This is a genomic window from Sphingomonas suaedae, from assembly GCF_007833215.1.
GTDB lineage: Bacteria > Pseudomonadota > Alphaproteobacteria > Sphingomonadales > Sphingomonadaceae > Sphingomonas > Sphingomonas suaedae.
The window spans coordinates 1,477,150-1,494,455 of record NZ_CP042239.1 but is presented as its reverse complement, the minus strand read 5'-3'; the positions used below and the strand labels follow the sequence as shown (position 1 = coordinate 1,494,455).

Below are 17,306 nucleotides of genomic sequence, written 5' to 3'. Positions count from 1 at the left end.
GCCGTGTGTTGTCGATGCAAGACGCAGGCGCGACGAACCGTTCCCTGCCGCCGAAAAGCCGTTACAACAGCCGGATAAATCGGGGGGAATCATGGTCGCCAGTGTTTCCACGGTCGCGTATCTCGGTCTGGAAGCGCGCGCTGTCGAGGTGCAGTGCAACCTCGTCCCCGGCCTTCCCAAATTCCTGATCGTCGGCCTGCCGGACAAGGCGGTGGCGGAAAGTCGCGAGCGGGTCCGCGCGGCGATGGCGGCGATCGGCCTCGCCATGCCGCCCAAGCATATCGTCCTCAATCTCTCGCCCGCCGACCTTCCCAAGGAGGGGTCGCATTTCGACCTGCCGATCGCGCTGGCGCTGCTCGCGGCGATGGGCGTCGTCGATGCCGAGGCACTGGCGGACTATGTGGTGGTGGGCGAACTGGCGCTCGACGGGCGGATCGCTCCCTCACCCGGGGTGCTGCTCGCGGCGCTGCACGCGGCGGGGGAAGGGAAGGCGCTGATCTGTCCTGCCGCGCAGGGGGCCGAGGCGGCCTGGGGCGGAACCGGCGCCGTGCTCGCCGCGCCCGACCTGATCGCGCTGCTCAACCACCTGAAGGGTCAGCAATTGCTGGGCGCGCCCGAACCGGGGGAGGCGGACCCGCCGGGCTTTGGCCCTGACCTCAAACAGGTGAAGGGACAGGAAACCGCCAAGCGCGCGCTGGAGATCGCGGCGGCGGGGGGGCATAACATGCTGATGGTCGGCCCGCCGGGCGCGGGCAAATCGCTGATGGCGAGCTGTCTTCCGGGCATTTTGCCGCCGCTCGACGCTGCCGAGGCGCTGGAAGTGTCGATGGTGGCGAGCGTCGCGGGAACGCTGGAGGGCGGGCGGCTGACGCGCACGCGCCCGTTTCGCAGCCCGCATCATTCGGCGTCGATGGCGGCGCTGACCGGCGGGGGTCTGAAGGTCAAACCCGGCGAGGTCAGCATGGCGCATCTGGGCGTATTGTTCCTCGACGAACTCCCCGAATTCCAGCGCGCGGTGCTCGATTCGCTGCGCCAGCCGCTGGAGGCGGGGGTGGTCAGCGTCGCGCGGGCGAATGCGCATGTCACCTTCCCGGCGCGGGTTCAACTGGTTGCGGCGATGAACCCGTGCCGCTGCGGGCATCTGGGCGACCCGGCGCTGGCCTGCGCGCGCGCGCCGCGCTGTGCGGCGGATTATCAGGCGAAGGTGTCGGGGCCGCTGCTCGACCGCATCGACCTGCATGTCGAGGTGCAGCCGGTGACCGCCGCCGATCTGGTCCTGCCGCCACCCGCCGAAGGATCGGCGGAGGTGGCGGCGCGGGTTGCGGCGGCGCGATCGGTGCAGCGCACCCGCTATGGCGCCGACGGCCCGCGCACCAATGCCGAGGCGGATGGCCCGGCGCTCGATGCGGCGGCAACCCCAGACGACCCGGGTCGCAAGCTGCTGGCGCAGGCGGCCGAAGCGATGCGGATGAGCGCGCGCGGCTATACCCGCGTGCTGCGGGTGGCGCGGACGATTGCCGACCTTGCGGGCGCGGACGGCGTTGGCCGCATCCATATCGCCGAAGCGCTGAGCTACCGGCGACAGGCACCGCGGAGCTAGGTGATCGCCAGCGGGCGGGCAGGGCGGGTGCGCGGCCGGGGTCGTTTGAACCAGAAGGTCCACACCGCCAAACTGCCCAGCATCGCCAGCACCAGTCCGGTCGATGCGACCGCCAGCTTCCACAGCCACCCGCCGACCTTGGCGGCGTGGAGCGGATAGACGGCGTTATAGGCGCGGATGCCGGTCGGCATCGCCTGTGCGTCGCGTGTGTCGATCATTGCGCCATTTTCGGGCCGGAACCAGACGAGCGTGCGGCCATTGGGCAGCCATTCAGCGGGCTGGCGCAGCCGCATCTGGATGAGGTCGCCAGGCTTGCGCGGCAGCGCGACGATGCGGATTTCAGCGCCGGGATAGCGTGTCCGCGCTGCGGTGAACATCGCCGTCCAGTCGAGATCGACGGCGAGCGCGCCGCCCTCGACGTCCGGCGGGGCGAAGGGGGCCTGGAGCGCGCCAACATTCTGGCCCGGAGCGAAGACCGCGGTGCTGACAGGCTTGAGCACCATCAGCATCCCCGTCGCCATCGACAGGAACAGCAAAGGCGCGAACACCACGCCGATGTCACGATGATGGGTGACGATCGCCGGGCGGCTCATTCGCTTGGGCAACAGGCGGAATTTGAACGTCTTGCGCAGCCGCCACCACAGAATGACGCCGGTGATGACGAAGATCAGCCCGATCAGCCCCGCAATCCCCGCCGCCGTCGCTCCGAGATCGTCGAGGAAGAGATGGTGGTGGAGGTCGAACAGCCAGAGTTCGACCCGGTCCCATTTGCTGGTCCATTGTGCGACGACCTGTCCGGACTGATCGGCATAAGCGCCCGCGCCCTCGGCATAGCTGCGGCGCGCCAGCCCGAAATCGGCATAGGGGAACAGCACCGACCGCGGTGCCGCGCCGGATGCGGTCAGCGCCGCGTCCATCTGCGCGGCCAACGCGGCGACATCCTGCCGCTGCGCATCGCCCGCGCCCGGGAGCCAGCCCAGCCATTGATGCTTGAACACGAGAATCGCGCCCGACAGGCCGAGCGTCGCGAGCACCAGCCCGACGACCCCGCCCGCCCAGCGATGAAGCAGGTCGATCCAGCGCATCGTTTAGAACTTGAAGTCCCAGCCGAGCGTGAACACCCGCCCGCGGCCCGAGAAGAAGCGGAGATCGTTGGTCACCGAAATCGTGTCGCTGTTGTAGGTGATATAGTCCGCGTCGAACAGGTTCGACACCGCCAGCGTCACTCCGCCAAAACCCGTTTCGTAGCGCACCACCGCGTCGGTCAGGTTATAGCCCTCGAACGCGGTCGCCGGATCGTAAGCGGTGGGATTGGTCGAAAGCATGAAGGTACGGGCGAGGTAGAAGCCTGTCTGAACCCGCGCCGACAATGGCCCACGCGTATAGTCGAGCGCCAGGTTGAGGCGATCGGGCGAGATGTTCGCGCCGTCCAGGTCGACATCGACCACGCCGTCCTGATCGCTGTCGGTTCGCCCGGCCAGATGCGCATAGCCGATGCTCGCGCGCAGACCATTTACCGGCAGGCGCACGCCGAGATTGACTTCCAGCCCCTCGATCTCGATCCGCTGGCGCTGCACGTCATAGACCCCTGCCGGGTTGAGCACGAGCAACCCGCCAAGCTTGGACGAGGACCAGAAATAGGTGGCGCTGGCATCGAGCGGGCCGCGCTTCACCTCGACCCCGATCTCGCGGTTGTTCGAGACGACGGGGCTGATGTCCAGGAAGGTGTCGATATCGACGTCCGGCTGGTTGATTGCGCGCAGGATACGGCCGACATCGGCGATGGTATAGCCTTCGGCATAGCTGGCATAGGCGCGGATGCCCTTTACCGGCTCAAGGATCACGCCGCCATTGAGCAGTGCGTCGCGAAAGCTGGGATTGCCGCCGCCCACCGCGCGCGACCCGTAGGAGGCGAGGGTGGTGAAATCGTCGACCTTGAGCTTCACATCCTCATAGCGCACGCCGCCCGCGAGCCGCAGCCGATCGTCGAACAGGCCAAGGTTGAGCTGCGCGAACGGCGCAAGGCTGCGGAACGTCGTCGGCGGCACCCAGTCTCGACCGGTCCAAAGCAGTGACTGCGCGGTCCTGTCCCACAGGCTGTCGAACCCGACCGTCGCGGTCAGAAGGTCTGCGACCTCACGCTCATAGCTGAAGCGTGCGCCCAGCTTGCGCGACTTGTTGGCCGACTGGTCGAACAGCGTGCCGATCGGCGCGATGCTGACATCCTGGAAGGTCGAGGCGGTCGATCCGCCGAAAATGTCGCGGGTGCGGTTGAAAAAGGCTTGCAGGACGAGCTTGCCGCCAGCCAGGTCGCTGTCGGTCAGCGTCAGGTTGACCGTTTCGACGCGGTTCGACACCGGCTCGCCGTCGGGCGACCCGCGCACGCTGGTCGATGGGGTGTTGGTCGCACGGCTGCCCGCGACCTGGACATAGTCATGATCGCCCTTCAGCTCGAAACGATTGGCGAACAGTTCCAGCCGCGCCGTGTCATTGAGCTGCCAGCCCAGCCGCGCAAAGGCCGACCAGCTCTTGCTGGCCATCGTATCGCCCTGTGCTCCATCGACGCCGATGATGCGGCCCGCGCCATCGTAAAAGACGCCGCGTTTTTCATAGGCGCCGCCGACCGTCACATCGAACGCGCCGCCGCGCCATGCGACCAGCGCCGCAGCCTTGCCGCCCAGTCCATTGTCGTCGAGCCCGCTGCCCGCGCTGCCCTGAAGCAGTGCGCGGCCCGAAAAACCGTCTGTCGCGGGCGCCTTTGCCACTAGCTGGTTCACCACGCCGCCGGTGGCGCCAATGCCCTGAAGCGCGTTGGAGCCATAGATCAGCTCGACCCGGTCGAGGAAGAATGGGTCGATCGTATAGCCGTCGCGCGATCCGTCGCGCACCGGCGTCGATTGCGGGATGCCGTTGATTGCATAGAGCGGCGAGCGGCCACGCAGCGTCTCGCCCGCGCCCGACAGTTTCTGGCGGGTGGGAGAGAAAGAGGGCGACAGATTGGCGACCGCATCGACCACCGATCCGGCAATCGACACCTGCTGGTCGAGTTCCTCCTTCTCGATCACATCGACGGTGAGGGGCAGGGCGCTGGCGGGCAGTTCGGTTCGTGCGGCGGTGATAACCACCTGTTCGGTCTCGTCCGCTTCCGCCGGAACGGCAGGCACGGAGTCCGCCAGTGCGGCAGTGGGCGCCATCAGCGCGAGCGCGATCAGGGGCAGTGCAAACTCGGAACGAACGGACATGAAAACCCTCCCTTTGCGCGCCAGCTATCAGGGCGGTTTCGATAATGCAAACGACTCGCATTACTTTTATTGGGCCGTTGCATATTTTCAGCTTGGACCTCCGATCAAGTCGATTGACGGGTCACCGAGGAGCTCATAATTCTGCTATGGGGAGAGGGGCTTATGGGCGTGTCATTGGCTGTAGGCCTAATGGTGCTGGGTCAGGCTGAAATGCCGACGATTCCCGATGATAGCTCCTCAATCGCTTCACAACAGGACGTGAACATCGCAGCTGGAACCTCGGTCGAGGTTGAACTGGCTGAACCGCTGAGTTCCAAGACGGCGAGGCAGGGGCAGCGCTTTTCAATCAGACTTGCTGCACCGCTCCTAGATACCAATGGACGGGTCATTATCCCGCCGGGCGCATCTGGTGAGGGCGAGGTCATTCATGCGCGCAAGGCCGGCTTTGCCGGAAAGGCGGGCGAGATGATCGTCGCCGCCCGGTTCATCCGATGCGGCCCAATCGAAGTGCCGCTTGGCAGGTTCAAATTTGGCGGGGCAGGCGAAAGTCGCAGCGGTTCGGCTGGTGCGGTCAATTCCGTCGCTGCGGGGGCTTCCGTCGTTGCGCCCGTCGCTGCGGTGGGAAGCGTGATCGCCTTCATGATCAAGGGCGGGCAGATCGAAATCGGGTCGGGCGTGCGCGGTGTCGCCAAGCTGAAAGAGGATTTGAATACCACCGACGAAGCTGTCGCCGCATGTGGCGCAGCGGTCGGTTCTGTGGGGGAATGAAATGAAGTTGAAGCATATTGCGCTGGGCCTGGCGCTTGGTTTGTCGGCGCCAGTCGTCGCATGGGCGGGGCAGGGCGAAGAGGCTCCGCTGGTGACCAAGTCCGGCACGATTGGCGCACCGGCATCCGGCAAGGGACAGGTCGTGTTCTTTCGTCCGGGATCGATCATGGGCGCGGCACTGGGCTGCACCGTGCATGAGGGGGACAAACAGGTCGCACGGCTGGGTTCCGGCAAATATTATGTCGTAGAAGCCGAGCCGGGCGTCCACCTGTACAACACCCGCGGTGAAGCGAAGGACGAGATCACGCTCGAGGTGGAGGAAGGTGAAACCTACTTCGTTCGCTGTAACATCGGCATGGGCGTGATGTCGGGCCGGGCCAATCTTTCTCCATCGGACCGGGCGACATTTGCGCAGCGCGGCAAGAAGCTGAAGATGTGGGAGCCAAAGAACGAAACGGCCGAAGCGAAGTAGCGCTTTACGGCTGACGGCCACACCAATCCCATAATCATTCGCACCAAAAAAGCCGCCGCCCGGTGTCCCGGACGGCGGCTTGTTTTTTGCGCCAGCGCGGTGCTGGCGGGGATTAGTCCTTGTTCAGATAATCGCCCGCCGCTTCGTCGCTGCCGTCGCCCGAGGTCTCGACCTTCTCCAGCGCGTCGCTGGTGACCATCGCGTCGATCGGGTTCTGCGCCAGTTCGGCCGCACGTTCCTCGGCCGCCGAGTTCGGCGCGATCAGCGCTTCCTGCAGCTTGCGCTGCTGGACACGGAGCGCGGCGTCGCGGCTGGTGGCCGCGATCCGCATCCGGTTCATGCCCGCGCCGGTACCGGCGGGGATGAGACGACCGACGATGACATTCTCCTTGAGGCCGATCAGCGTGTCCTGCTTGCCCTGGACCGCCGCCTCGGTGAGGACGCGGGTGGTCTCCTGGAACGACGCCGCCGAGATGAAGCTACGGGTCTGCAGCGACGCCTTGGTGATGCCGAGCAGGATCGGCTTGCCGACCGCCGGGCTCTGGTTCTTCTCCAGCTTGGCGTTGTGCTCGTCCATCTCGTCGCGATCGACCTGCTCGCCGGCCAGCAGCGTGGTGTCGCCGCCGTCGGTGATCTCGACCTTCTGCAGCATCTGGCGAACGATCACCTCGATGTGCTTGTCGTTGATCTTCACGCCCTGGAGTCGATAGACTTCCTGGATTTCCGCGACGAGATATTCTGCCAGCGGCTCGATGCCGAGCACTTCGAGAATGTCGTGCGGATCGGGGCTGCCGCCGATCAGGTTGTCGCCACGCTTGACATAGTCGCCTTCCTGGACGTCGATCACCTTCGACTTGGGCACCAGATACTCGACGACCTCGCCGCCATCCTCGGGCTGGATGCCGATCTTGCGCTTCGCCTTATAGTCCTTGCCGAACACCACGCGGCCCGAGACCTTGGCGATGATCGCATTTTCCTTGGGCTTGCGCGCTTCGAACAGCTCGGCAACACGCGGGAGACCGCCGGTGATGTCGCGGGTCTTGGCGGACTCGCGGCTCACACGGGCAAGGACGTCGCCGCCCTGAACCGTCGCGCCATCCTCGACCGAGATGACTGCGCCGGCCGCCAGCATGTAGCGTGCCGCCTCGCCCTCGCCCTCGCCCGTCAGGGTGAGGCGGGGACGAAGATCCTCCTTCTTGGCCGCGGAGCCGCGATTTTCGATCACGACGCGCTGGGCGATGCCCGTCGCTTCGTCGACCTGTTCGGTCAGCGTCTTGCCGTCGATCAGGTCCTGATACTTCACGACGCCGCCGGTTTCCGTGATCACCGGCATGGTGAACGGATCCCACTCCGCCATGCGGTCGCCCTTGCTGACGATATGGCCATCGTCGAACATGACGTACGCGCCGTACGGGATGCGGTGGACCGCCAGCTCGCGACCATCGTCGTCCAGGATCGCGATCTCGCCCGAACGGGCGAGCACCACGCGGCGACCGCGCTGGTCGGTGATCAGGCGCAGGTCGCGGAACTCGACCGTGCCGTCCACAGGGGCTTCGAGGTTCGACTGCTCGTTGAGCTGGGCCGCACCGCCGATGTGGAAGGTACGCATGGTCAGCTGCGTGCCCGGCTCGCCGATCGACTGCGCCGCGATGACGCCGACCGCTTCGCCGATATTCACCGGGGTACCGCGGGCGAGGTCACGACCGTAGCACTTGGCGCACACGCCGATCTTGGCTTCGCACACCAGTGGGCTGCGGATCTTCATGCCCTGGATGCCCAGCGCCTCGATCTGTGCGATCATCGGCTCGTCGAGCAGCGTGCCGGTCGGGATCGCCACGTCGCCGCTCTTGGGATCGACCACGTCCTCGGCCGTGGTGCGGCCCAGGATGCGCTCGCCCAGCGATGCGATGACGCTGCCGCCCTGCACGATCGCCTTCATCTCCAGCGCGCGCTCGGTCCCGCAATCCTGCTCCATGACGACGCAGTCCTGCGACACGTCGACCAGGCGGCGGGTGAGGTAGCCCGAGTTCGCGGTCTTCAACGCCGTATCCGCCAGGCCCTTGCGCGCGCCGTGGGTGGAGTTGAAATATTCAAGGACGGTCAGACCTTCCTTGAAGTTCGAGATGATCGGCGTTTCGATGATCTCGCCCGACGGCTTGGCCATCAGGCCGCGCATACCGGCAAGCTGCTTGATCTGCGCCGCCGAACCACGCGCACCGGAGTGCGCCATCATGTAGATCGCGTTGGCGGGCTTTTCGCGGCCAGTCGCCTCATCGGTCTTCACCGACTTGATCTCGTCCATCATGGCCGCCGCCACCACGTCGCCGCAACGGCTCCAGGCGTCGATCACCTTGTTGTACTTCTCCTGCTGCGTGATCAGGCCGTCCTGATATTGCTGCTCGAAGTCCTTCACGAGGGTGCGGGTCTCGTCGACCGTCGCTTCCTTCGATGCCGGGATGATCATATCATCCTTGCCGAACGAGATGCCCGCCTTGAACGCGTGGCGGAAGCCGAGCGCCATGATCGCGTCGGCGAACAGGACGGTCTCCTTCTGGCCGGTGTGGCGATAGACCTCGTCGATCACGTCGCCCACGTCCTTCTTGGTCAGCAGACGGTTGACGACGTCGAACGGCACCTTGTGCGACTTCGGCAGACACTCGCCGAGCAACATGCGGCCCGGGGTGGTCTCGAACCGCTTCATGTACGTGTTGCCGTCCTCGTCCGTCTGCGGGACGCGGCTGGTGATCTTGGTATGTAGCGTCACCGCACCCGCGAACAGCGCCTGGTGCACTTCGGCCATGTCGCCCAGCACCATGCCCTGGCCCGGCTCGCCTTCCTTCTCCATCGAGAGATAGTAGAGGCCCAGCACCATGTCCTGCGACGGCACGATGATCGGCTTGCCGTTCGCGGGGGACAGGATGTTGTTGGTCGACATCATCAGGACGCGCGCTTCCAGCTGTGCCTCGAGGCTCAGCGGGACGTGCACGGCCATCTGGTCACCGTCGAAGTCGGCGTTGAACGCCGAACAGACCAGCGGGTGAAGCTGGATCGCCTTGCCCTCGATCAGCACCGGCTCGAACGCCTGGATGCCGAGGCGGTGGAGCGTCGGTGCGCGGTTGAGGAGGACAGGGTGCTCGCGAATGACTTCGTCGAGGATATCCCAGACTTCCTTGCGCTCCTTCTCGACCCACTTCTTCGCCTGCTTGAGGGTCATCGACAGACCCTTGGCGTCGAGGCGGGCGTAGATGAACGGCTTGAACAGCTCGAGCGCCATCTTCTTGGGCAGGCCGCACTGGTGCAGCTTCAGCTCCGGCCCGGTCACGATGACCGAGCGGCCCGAATAGTCGACGCGCTTGCCGAGCAGGTTCTGGCGGAAACGGCCCTGCTTGCCCTTGAGCATGTCGGACAGCGACTTGAGCGGACGCTTGTTCGCACCGGTGATGGTGCGACCGCGGCGGCCGTTATCGAACAGCGCGTCGACGGCTTCCTGCAACATGCGCTTTTCGTTGCGGACGATGATGTCCGGCGCGCGCAGTTCCATCAGGCGCTTGAGGCGGTTGTTGCGGTTGATGACGCGGCGATACAGATCGTTGAGATCCGACGTCGCGAAGCGACCGCCGTCCAGCGGCACCAGCGGGCGCAGCTCGGGCGGAATGACCGGAACGACGTCCAGGATCATCCATTCCGGGCGGTTACCCGAATCGATGAAGCTTTCGACGACCTTGAGCCGCTTGATGATCTTCTTGGGCTTCAGCTCGGACTTGGTCGTTGCCAGCTCTTCCAGCAGCTCCTTGCGCTCGCCTTCCAGGTCGAGATCCATGAGCATGATCTTGACCGCTTCCGCGCCGATGCCGGCCGAGAAGGCGTCCTCGCCATATTCATCCTGCGCGTCGAGCAGCTCGTCCTCGGTGAGGAGCTGGAACTTCTCCAGCGGCGTCAGGCCCGGCTCGGTGACGATGTAGCTCTCGAAATACAGCACGCGCTCGAGCTGCTTGAGCTGCATGTCGAGCAGCAGGCCGATGCGCGACGGCAGAGACTTGAGGAACCAGATATGCGCGACCGGAGCGGCCAGTTCGATATGGCCCATCCGCTCGCGGCGGACCTTCGAAACGGTGACCTCGACGCCGCACTTCTCGCAGACGATGCCCTTGTACTTCATGCGCTTGTACTTGCCGCACAGGCATTCGTAGTCCTTGATCGGACCGAAGATGCGCGCGCAGAACAGGCCGTCACGCTCGGGCTTGAACGTGCGATAGTTGATCGTCTCGGGCTTCTTGATCTCGCCGAACGACCAGGAGCGGATGCGGTCCGGGGACGCGATGCCGATCTGGATCTGGTCGAAGGTCTCCGGCTTGGCCACCGGGTTCGCGAAATTGGTCAGTTCGTTCATTTTCTGTTTCCTCAAACTCCCTCTCTCCATTCGGGGAGAGGGCAGGGGAGAGGGGAAGTCCGACCCTCTCCCCGCAAGCGGGGAGAGGGAGACTTGATCGCTTACTCGGCAGGCTCGACGATCGGCTCGCCATCGGAGTCGAGCTCGTGGCTCTTGAGTTCGACGTTGAGGCCCAGCGAGCGCATTTCCTTGACGAGCACGTTGAAGCTCTCGGGGATGCCGGCCTCGAACGTGTCGTCACCCTTGACGATCGCCTCATAGACCTTGGTGCGGCCGACCACGTCGTCGGACTTCACCGTCAGCATTTCCTGCAGCGTATAGGCAGCGCCGTACGCCTGCAGGGCCCAGACCTCCATCTCACCGAAGCGCTGGCCGCCGAACTGCGCCTTGCCGCCCAGCGGCTGCTGGGTGACGAGGCTGTACGGGCCGATCGAACGCGCGTGGATCTTGTCGTCGACCAGGTGGTGCAGTTTGAGCACATATTTGTAGCCCACGGTGACCTTGCGATCGAACATGTCCCCGGTGCGCCCGTCGAACAGATCGACCTGGCCGCTCTCGTCCAGCCCGGCGAGCCGCAGCATCGCCGTCACGTCCGCCTCGACCGCGCCGTCGAACACCGGGGTGCCCATCGGAACGCCTGCGCGGACATTCTGCGCCAGCTCGACGATCGACGCGGTGTCGCGGCGTTCGATATCGTCGGAATAGTTGTCGCCATAGACGGTCTTGAGCAGGTCCTTCACCGCCTCGGGCGGCTGGCCGGCCTCGGGGTTCGGGTTCGCCTCGCGCCATGCGTCGAGCGCATCGCCGATCTTGGCGCCCAGGCCGCGCGCGGCCCAGCCCAGATGCGTCTCGAAGATCTGCCCGACGTTCATGCGCGACGGCACGCCCAGCGGGTTAAGCACGAAGTCGACCGGAGTCCCGTCCTCGAGGAACGGCATGTCCTCCTGTGGCAGGATGCGGCTGATGATGCCCTTGTTGCCGTGACGGCCGGCCATCTTGTCGCCCGGCTGCAGCTTGCGCTTCACCGCGACGAACACCTTGACCATCTTCAGCACGCCCGGGGGCAGCTCGTCGCCGCGCTCCAGCTTCTCGCGGCGATCCTCGAACTTGTCCTTGATGCGCTTGACCGCCTCGTCATACTGACCCTTGACGGTCTCGAGATCGCCCTGGACCTTGTCGTCGGCAACAGCGAACTTCCACCATTCGTGGCGGTCGACGCTGTCGAGCAGATCCTCGTCGATCACCGACCCCTTCTTCAGGCCCTTCGGCACGCCGGTCGCGGTCTGGCCGAGCAGCATCTCCTTGAGGCGCGACCAGGTAGCACGGTTGAGGATGTTGCGCTCGTCGTCCGAGTCCTTCTTCAGGCGCTCGATCTCCTCGCGCTCGATCGCCATCGCGCGCTCGTCCTTGTCGATGCCGTGGCGGTTGAAGACGCGCACGTCGACGACGGTCCCGGTGACGCCCGGCGGCAGGCGGAGCGAGGTGTCGCGCACGTCGCTGGCCTTTTCACCGAAGATCGCGCGGAGCAGCTTCTCTTCCGGCGTCATCGGGCTTTCGCCCTTCGGCGTGATCTTGCCGACCAGGATGTCGCCCGGCTCGACCTCGGCGCCGATGTACACGATGCCCGCCTCGTCGAGGTTGCGCAGCGCTTCCTCGCCGACGTTGGGGATGTCGCGGGTGATGTCCTCCGGCCCCAGCTTGGTGTCGCGGGCCATCACCTCGAACTCGTCGATATGGATCGACGTGAACACGTCGTCCTTCACGATCCGCTCGCTGATCAGGATCGAGTCCTCATAGTTGTAGCCGTTCCACGGCATGAACGCGACGAGCACGTTGCGGCCCAGCGCCAGCTCGCCGAACTCGGTCGACGGGCCATCGGCGATGATGTCGCCCGCGCTGACCATTTCGCCCACCTTCACCAGCGGACGCTGGTTGATGCAGGTCGACTGGTTCGAACGCTCGAACTTCATCAGCGTATAGATGTCGACGCCGCTCTCTTCCGCCGAGACCTCGCCGGTTGCGCGGATGACGATGCGCGACGCATCGACCTGATCGACGATGCCGGCGCGCTTGGCCGCGATCGCCGCGCCCGAATCGCGCGCGACGGTCTCTTCCATGCCGGTGCCGACGAAGGGCGCCTCGGCCTTGACCAGCGGCACCGCCTGGCGCTGCATGTTCGAACCCATGAGCGCGCGGTTGGCGTCGTCATTTTCAAGGAACGGGATCAGCGAGGCCGCGACCGACACCAGCTGCTTGGGGCTGACGTCCATCAGCGTCACCGTTTCGGGCAGCGCCATCAGGAATTCGCCCGCCTGACGCGCCGAGATCAGGTCCTCGGTGAAGCGGCCTTCGCCATCCACCTCGGCCGACGCCTGGGCGATGGTGTGCTTCGCTTCTTCCATCGCCGACAGATAGACGACGTCCTTGGTCACCTTGCCGTCTACCACCTTGCGGTAGGGCGTCTCGATGAAGCCATATTTGTTGACGCGGCTGAAGGTCGCAAGGCTGTTGATCAGACCGATGTTCGGGCCTTCCGGCGTCTCAATCGGACAGATACGGCCATAGTGCGTCGGGTGAACGTCGCGAACCTCGAAGCCCGCGCGCTCACGCGTCAGACCGCCCGGGCCAAGCGCCGAAACGCGACGCTTGTGCGTCACTTCGGAGAGCGGGTTGGTCTGGTCCATGAACTGCGACAGCTGCGACGAACCGAAGAATTCGCGCACCGCGGCGACCGCGGGCTTGGCGTTGATCAGGTCGTTCGGCATGACCGTCGACACGTCGACCGACGACATGCGCTCCTTGACCGCACGCTCCATGCGCAGCAGGCCGACGCGATACTGGTTCTCGAGCAGCTCGCCCACCGAACGCACGCGACGGTTGCCGAGATTGTCGATGTCGTCGACTTCGCCCTTGCCGTCCTTGAGGTCGACCAGCGTCTTGACGACCGCCAGAATGTCCTCGGTGCGCAGGGTGGTGACCGTGTCCTCGGCATCGAGGTCGAGGCGCATGTTCAGCTTCACGCGGCCCACGGCCGACAGGTCGTAGCGCTCGGGATCGAAGAACAGGCCGCCGAACAGCGACTCTGCGGTCTCCAGCGTCGGCGGCTCGCCGGGGCGCATGACGCGATAGATGTCGGACAGCGCCTGCTCGCGCTCCTCGGCCTTGTCGGCCTTGAGTGTGTTGCGGATCCACGGACCGGTCGAGATATGGTCGATATCGAGCAGCTCGATGCGCTCGATCCCGGCCTTGTCCAGCAGCTCGAGATTCTCGGCCGACACTTCGTCGCCCGCCTCGATATAGATTTCGCCGGTCGACTCGTTGATCAGGTCGAACGCGCTGTAGCGGCCGAAGATTTCCTCGGTCGGGATCAGCAGCGTCTCGAGGCCGTCCTTGCCCGCCTTGTTGGCGGCGCGCGGGCTGATCTTCTGGCCCGCGGGGAAGATCACTTCGCCCGACTTGGCGTCGACGATGTCGAACATCGGCTTGGCGCCGCGCCAGTTCTCGGGTGCGAACGGGATCTGCCAGCCACCCGGACCGCGCACATAGGTCACGGTGTTGTAGAAGTGGTTGAGGATGTCCTCGCTGTTCAGGCCCAGCGCGTACAGCAGCGTCGTGACCGGCAGCTTGCGCTTGCGGTCGATACGGACGTTGACGATGTCCTTGGCGTCGAACTCGAAGTCGAGCCACGAGCCGCGATACGGGATCACGCGCGCGGCGAAGAGATACTTGCCCGATGCATGGGTCTTGCCGCGGTCATGGTCGAACAGCACGCCCGGCGAGCGGTGCATCTGCGAGACGATCACGCGCTCGGTACCGTTGATGAAGAAGGTGCCGTTGCCCGTCATCAGGGGCATGTCGCCCATATAGACGTCCTGCTCCTTGATATCGAGGACCGAGCGGGCATCGGTATCGGGATCGACCTCGAACACGATGAGGCGCAGCGTGACGCGCATCGGCGCGGCATAGGTGATGCCGCGCTGACGGCATTCCTCGACGTCGAACTTGGGCGGTTCGAGTTCGTAGGTGACGAAGTCGAGCTCGGCAGTGCCGGCGAAGTCACGGATCGGGAACACGCTGCGCAGCGTCTTTTCCAACCCGGAGACATAGCCGATCGAGGGGTCGCTCCGCAGGAACTGTTCGTAGGATTCGCGCTGAACCTCGATCAGGTTCGGCATCTGCACCACTTCGTGAATGTCGCCGAACACCTTGCGGATGCGGCGCTTCGCAGTGCCGCTCTCGATTGCCTTTGTCGCCATGATGCTTTTTTGCCTCGTCAGCCTGAAATCCGTCCCGGTATCCGCCGGGGCAGGCACGCACAGAGACGCCGAAAGGGCCGAGCGATTCCCTTCGTCGAAACGGGGAAAAACTCAGCCTCTCAAGCGTCTATGGTTCCCGTCCGGTCCATTCGTTCGGCACGCTGCGCGACGGCATGCCATTTCCCGACCGGTCGGGCAGAGCCGCGATATAGGAGAGCGACCCCGCAGTGTCAAACACCGGCAGCTGGTGCAGGCGGTTCCCGCTTGCGGTCGCGCGGCCCTTCGTCTAGCCACGCTCGCTCGCTGCCCCTGTGGCGAAATGGTAGACGCAGTCGACTCAAAATCGACCGCCGAAAGGCATGCTGGTTCGAGTCCGGCCAGGGGCACCATTCTCTCTTCGTTCGAACCGTGCCCCTGTCTTTGAGGGTTCGGACTTCGTTCGATTGAGGGGCACCATTTCTCTGCTGACGGCAGACCTGCCTCAGGCGGCGGCCAAGGCCGTCTGCCCGTTTTTCCGGTCCTCGCGGATCGTCCGCAACAGGGTTTCCATCGGTACGGGACGTCCGAGCAGATAGCCTTGGGCGTAGCGGCAGCCGAGTAGGGATACCTCCATCAGCTGCGCCTCATTCTCGATCCCCTCGATCACACAATCGAGCGAGAGCGACTGGGCGAGGCTGCGGATCGCCGCGATCATCGCGCGTCCCGATGGCGTGGTCATGCCCGCGGCGAAGCTGCGGTCCACCTTGATCAGGTCGAGCGGGATCTGGTGGAGCATCCCGAGGCTGGAATAGCCGGTCCCGAAATCATCCATCGCGATACGGGCGCCAAGATAGCGCAGCCGCCCGAGTACGGCGCGCGCGGCCGCGCAATCGGAGATCACGGCGGTCTCGGTAATCTCGAAGGTCAATCGTTGCGGCGCGATCCGGCTCGCCGCGATCATGCGGATCAGTTCCTGCACCGTCTCGGGCGACGCGATGTCGTGGACCGAGAGGTTGAAGTTCATGCCGATTTCGCGTGGCAGCCGCGCCATTTCGGTCAGCGCCTTTGCAAAGAGGATCAGCGTGACCTGATTGATCATCCCCAGCCGCTCGGCCATGGCGACCAGCCGGTCGGGCGTCACCTGACCCAGGATCGGCGATTGCCAGCGCGCCAGCGCCTCGACGCCGGTCAGGACGATACCGCGCGCTTCGTAGATGGGCTGGAAGACAAGGCTCAGTTCGGCATCGAGATCGGCGTGGCGCAGCGCGGCCTCGAGCTGATGCTCGTCGCGGATCAACGCTTCATGCTCCCGAGAGAAGATGACGCAATGACCGCGTTCATGCGACTTGGCATGATAGAGCGCATAGTCCGACCGGTCGAACAGGGCGTGGGCGGTGCGGCCGGCATCGGGATAGGAGGCAAGGCCGACCGAGCAGCCGACCCGCAACACTGCATCCTGGATCGTCATCGGCGCGCAGACCGCGTCGTACAATGCCTGCACCCGGCGGCGGGCGATTGCGCCATCGCCGTCGATCAGCACGCCGAACTCGTCGCCGCCCAGCCGTGCGATCAGCAGGTCGTCGGCGGCATGGACAGAGAGGCGGCGGCCGATCTCGCCCAGCAGCCGGTCCCCCATCGCATGGCCGAACGTGTCATTGACGGGTTTGAACCGATCGAGATCGAGCACCCCGACGCAGAACGGCGCCTGGCCATTCGCCTCGCGCCGTTTGAGGCAGGCGTCAAGCCGGGCGAAGAAATGGCGGCGATTGGGAAGGCCGGTCAGCGAATCGGTATGGGCGAGCAACTGGTTTTCGTCGCTCAGACGGCTGGCCTGGCGCCGCTCCTCGCTGAGCGCCTGTTGCGACTGAATGAGATCGACGAACATCCGATGCGAGCCGCCAAGAACCCTGACGATTACTCCCGCGACCAGCGCGATATTCGCCGCGACGACGATCGCGGAGAGGCTGCCGAGCGTCAGGCAGTAGATGAAGAAGGGGACGACCACGCTCACCGCGACCATGCCCGCCACTTTGGGTACATGCATGAGGCAGAGCAGGCAGCTCAACATCGTCGCAGCGACCGCGACGGCGACATGGTCGCGACCGATGCCGTTCGACGACCAGTCGAGCGCAATGGTCCAGCCGATAAAGGCGCTCGCCATCAGAAAGGCCAGGATCTGCGTCTGGGCGATGCGCCGTTCGGCCTGACGCTCCGACAGTGTCGCTGCGCGCGGCGCACGCAGCCACATCACCAGCCGCAGAAATGCGGCTGCGATCAGAACGCCGGGCAGCCATCGCGTCAGCAGGATCGAAGTGGAGTGATGATGGGTGATCGCGAGCGAGATGCCGTTGGCGATCAGCAATCCGTAAAGCCAGGGGATCTGCCGACGTAGCTGTTCATATTGCGCGAGCGGCAACGGCCGGGCGTCTGTATCGAACAGTGACAGCAATGAATTCGACATCAGGGGTTCCAGTGATTTGCGGATACCCATGGCGGTGTTAACGAACTCTCAAGATCGCCCATTGTTGGATCGCGACGCACCATGCCAGCAGGGGGAAGGCACGCCGCAGTCGCGACCCGGATTCACTATAGAAGGCAG

Annotated in this window: 8 protein-coding genes and 1 tRNA gene; 4 read left to right on the top strand and 5 right to left on the bottom strand. The window is 64.9% G+C overall.

The window, feature by feature from the left end:
* Positions 1 to 91: 91 nt before the first annotated feature.
* A complete protein-coding gene (locus FPZ54_RS07115; protein ID WP_145846040.1) occupies positions 92 to 1,600 on the top strand; it encodes a YifB family Mg chelatase-like AAA ATPase in 1,509 nt (502 codons plus the stop codon).
* On the opposite strand, the gene FPZ54_RS07110 is transcribed toward FPZ54_RS07115, so the two are convergent.
* Together FPZ54_RS07110 and FPZ54_RS07105 are read right to left on the bottom strand one after the other, a co-directional pair.
* Positions 1,597 to 2,685, bottom strand: coding sequence for a PepSY-associated TM helix domain-containing protein (locus FPZ54_RS07110; protein WP_145846038.1), 1,089 nt, complete (start codon positions 2,683 to 2,685; stop codon positions 1,597 to 1,599). The two genes, FPZ54_RS07115 and FPZ54_RS07110, sit on opposite strands and share 4 nt — an antisense overlap.
* Before the next feature lie 3 nt (positions 2,686 to 2,688).
* Positions 2,689 to 4,842 carry a TonB-dependent receptor gene (locus FPZ54_RS07105; protein ID WP_145846037.1) on the bottom strand — a complete coding sequence of 718 codons (2,154 nt, stop codon included), beginning with the start codon at positions 4,840 to 4,842 and terminating at the stop codon, positions 2,689 to 2,691.
* 162 nt (positions 4,843 to 5,004) lie between these two features.
* Between FPZ54_RS07105 and FPZ54_RS07100 the strand changes: the two genes are divergently transcribed.
* Entirely contained in the window at positions 5,005 to 5,610 is a 606-nt protein-coding gene (locus FPZ54_RS07100) for a hypothetical protein (protein WP_145846035.1), read from the top strand.
* A gap of 1 nt (position 5,611) precedes the next feature.
* Positions 5,612 to 6,082, top strand: a complete 471-nt coding sequence (locus FPZ54_RS07095; RefSeq protein ID WP_145846034.1) for a DUF2846 domain-containing protein — start codon at positions 5,612 to 5,614, stop codon at positions 6,080 to 6,082.
* Positions 6,083 to 6,194: 112 nt separating this feature from the next.
* On the opposite strand, the gene rpoC is transcribed toward FPZ54_RS07095, so the two are convergent.
* Positions 6,195 to 10,472, bottom strand: a complete 4,278-nt coding sequence (rpoC, locus tag FPZ54_RS07090) for a DNA-directed RNA polymerase subunit beta' (RefSeq protein WP_145846032.1) — start codon at positions 10,470 to 10,472, stop codon at positions 6,195 to 6,197.
* Positions 10,473 to 10,573: 101 nt separating this feature from the next.
* Entirely contained in the window at positions 10,574 to 14,728 is a 4,155-nt protein-coding gene (gene rpoB, locus FPZ54_RS07085; RefSeq protein ID WP_145846030.1) for a DNA-directed RNA polymerase subunit beta, read from the bottom strand.
* A gap of 305 nt (positions 14,729 to 15,033) precedes the next feature.
* Here rpoB and FPZ54_RS07080 point away from each other — a divergent pair.
* Positions 15,034 to 15,117: transfer RNA gene (locus tag FPZ54_RS07080), tRNA-Leu, on the top strand.
* Positions 15,118 to 15,209: 92 nt separating this feature from the next.
* On the opposite strand, the gene FPZ54_RS07075 is transcribed toward FPZ54_RS07080, so the two are convergent.
* A complete protein-coding gene (locus tag FPZ54_RS07075) occupies positions 15,210 to 17,168 on the bottom strand; it encodes a putative bifunctional diguanylate cyclase/phosphodiesterase (protein WP_145846028.1) in 1,959 nt (652 codons plus the stop codon).
* Positions 17,169 to 17,306: the final 138 nt, after the last annotated feature.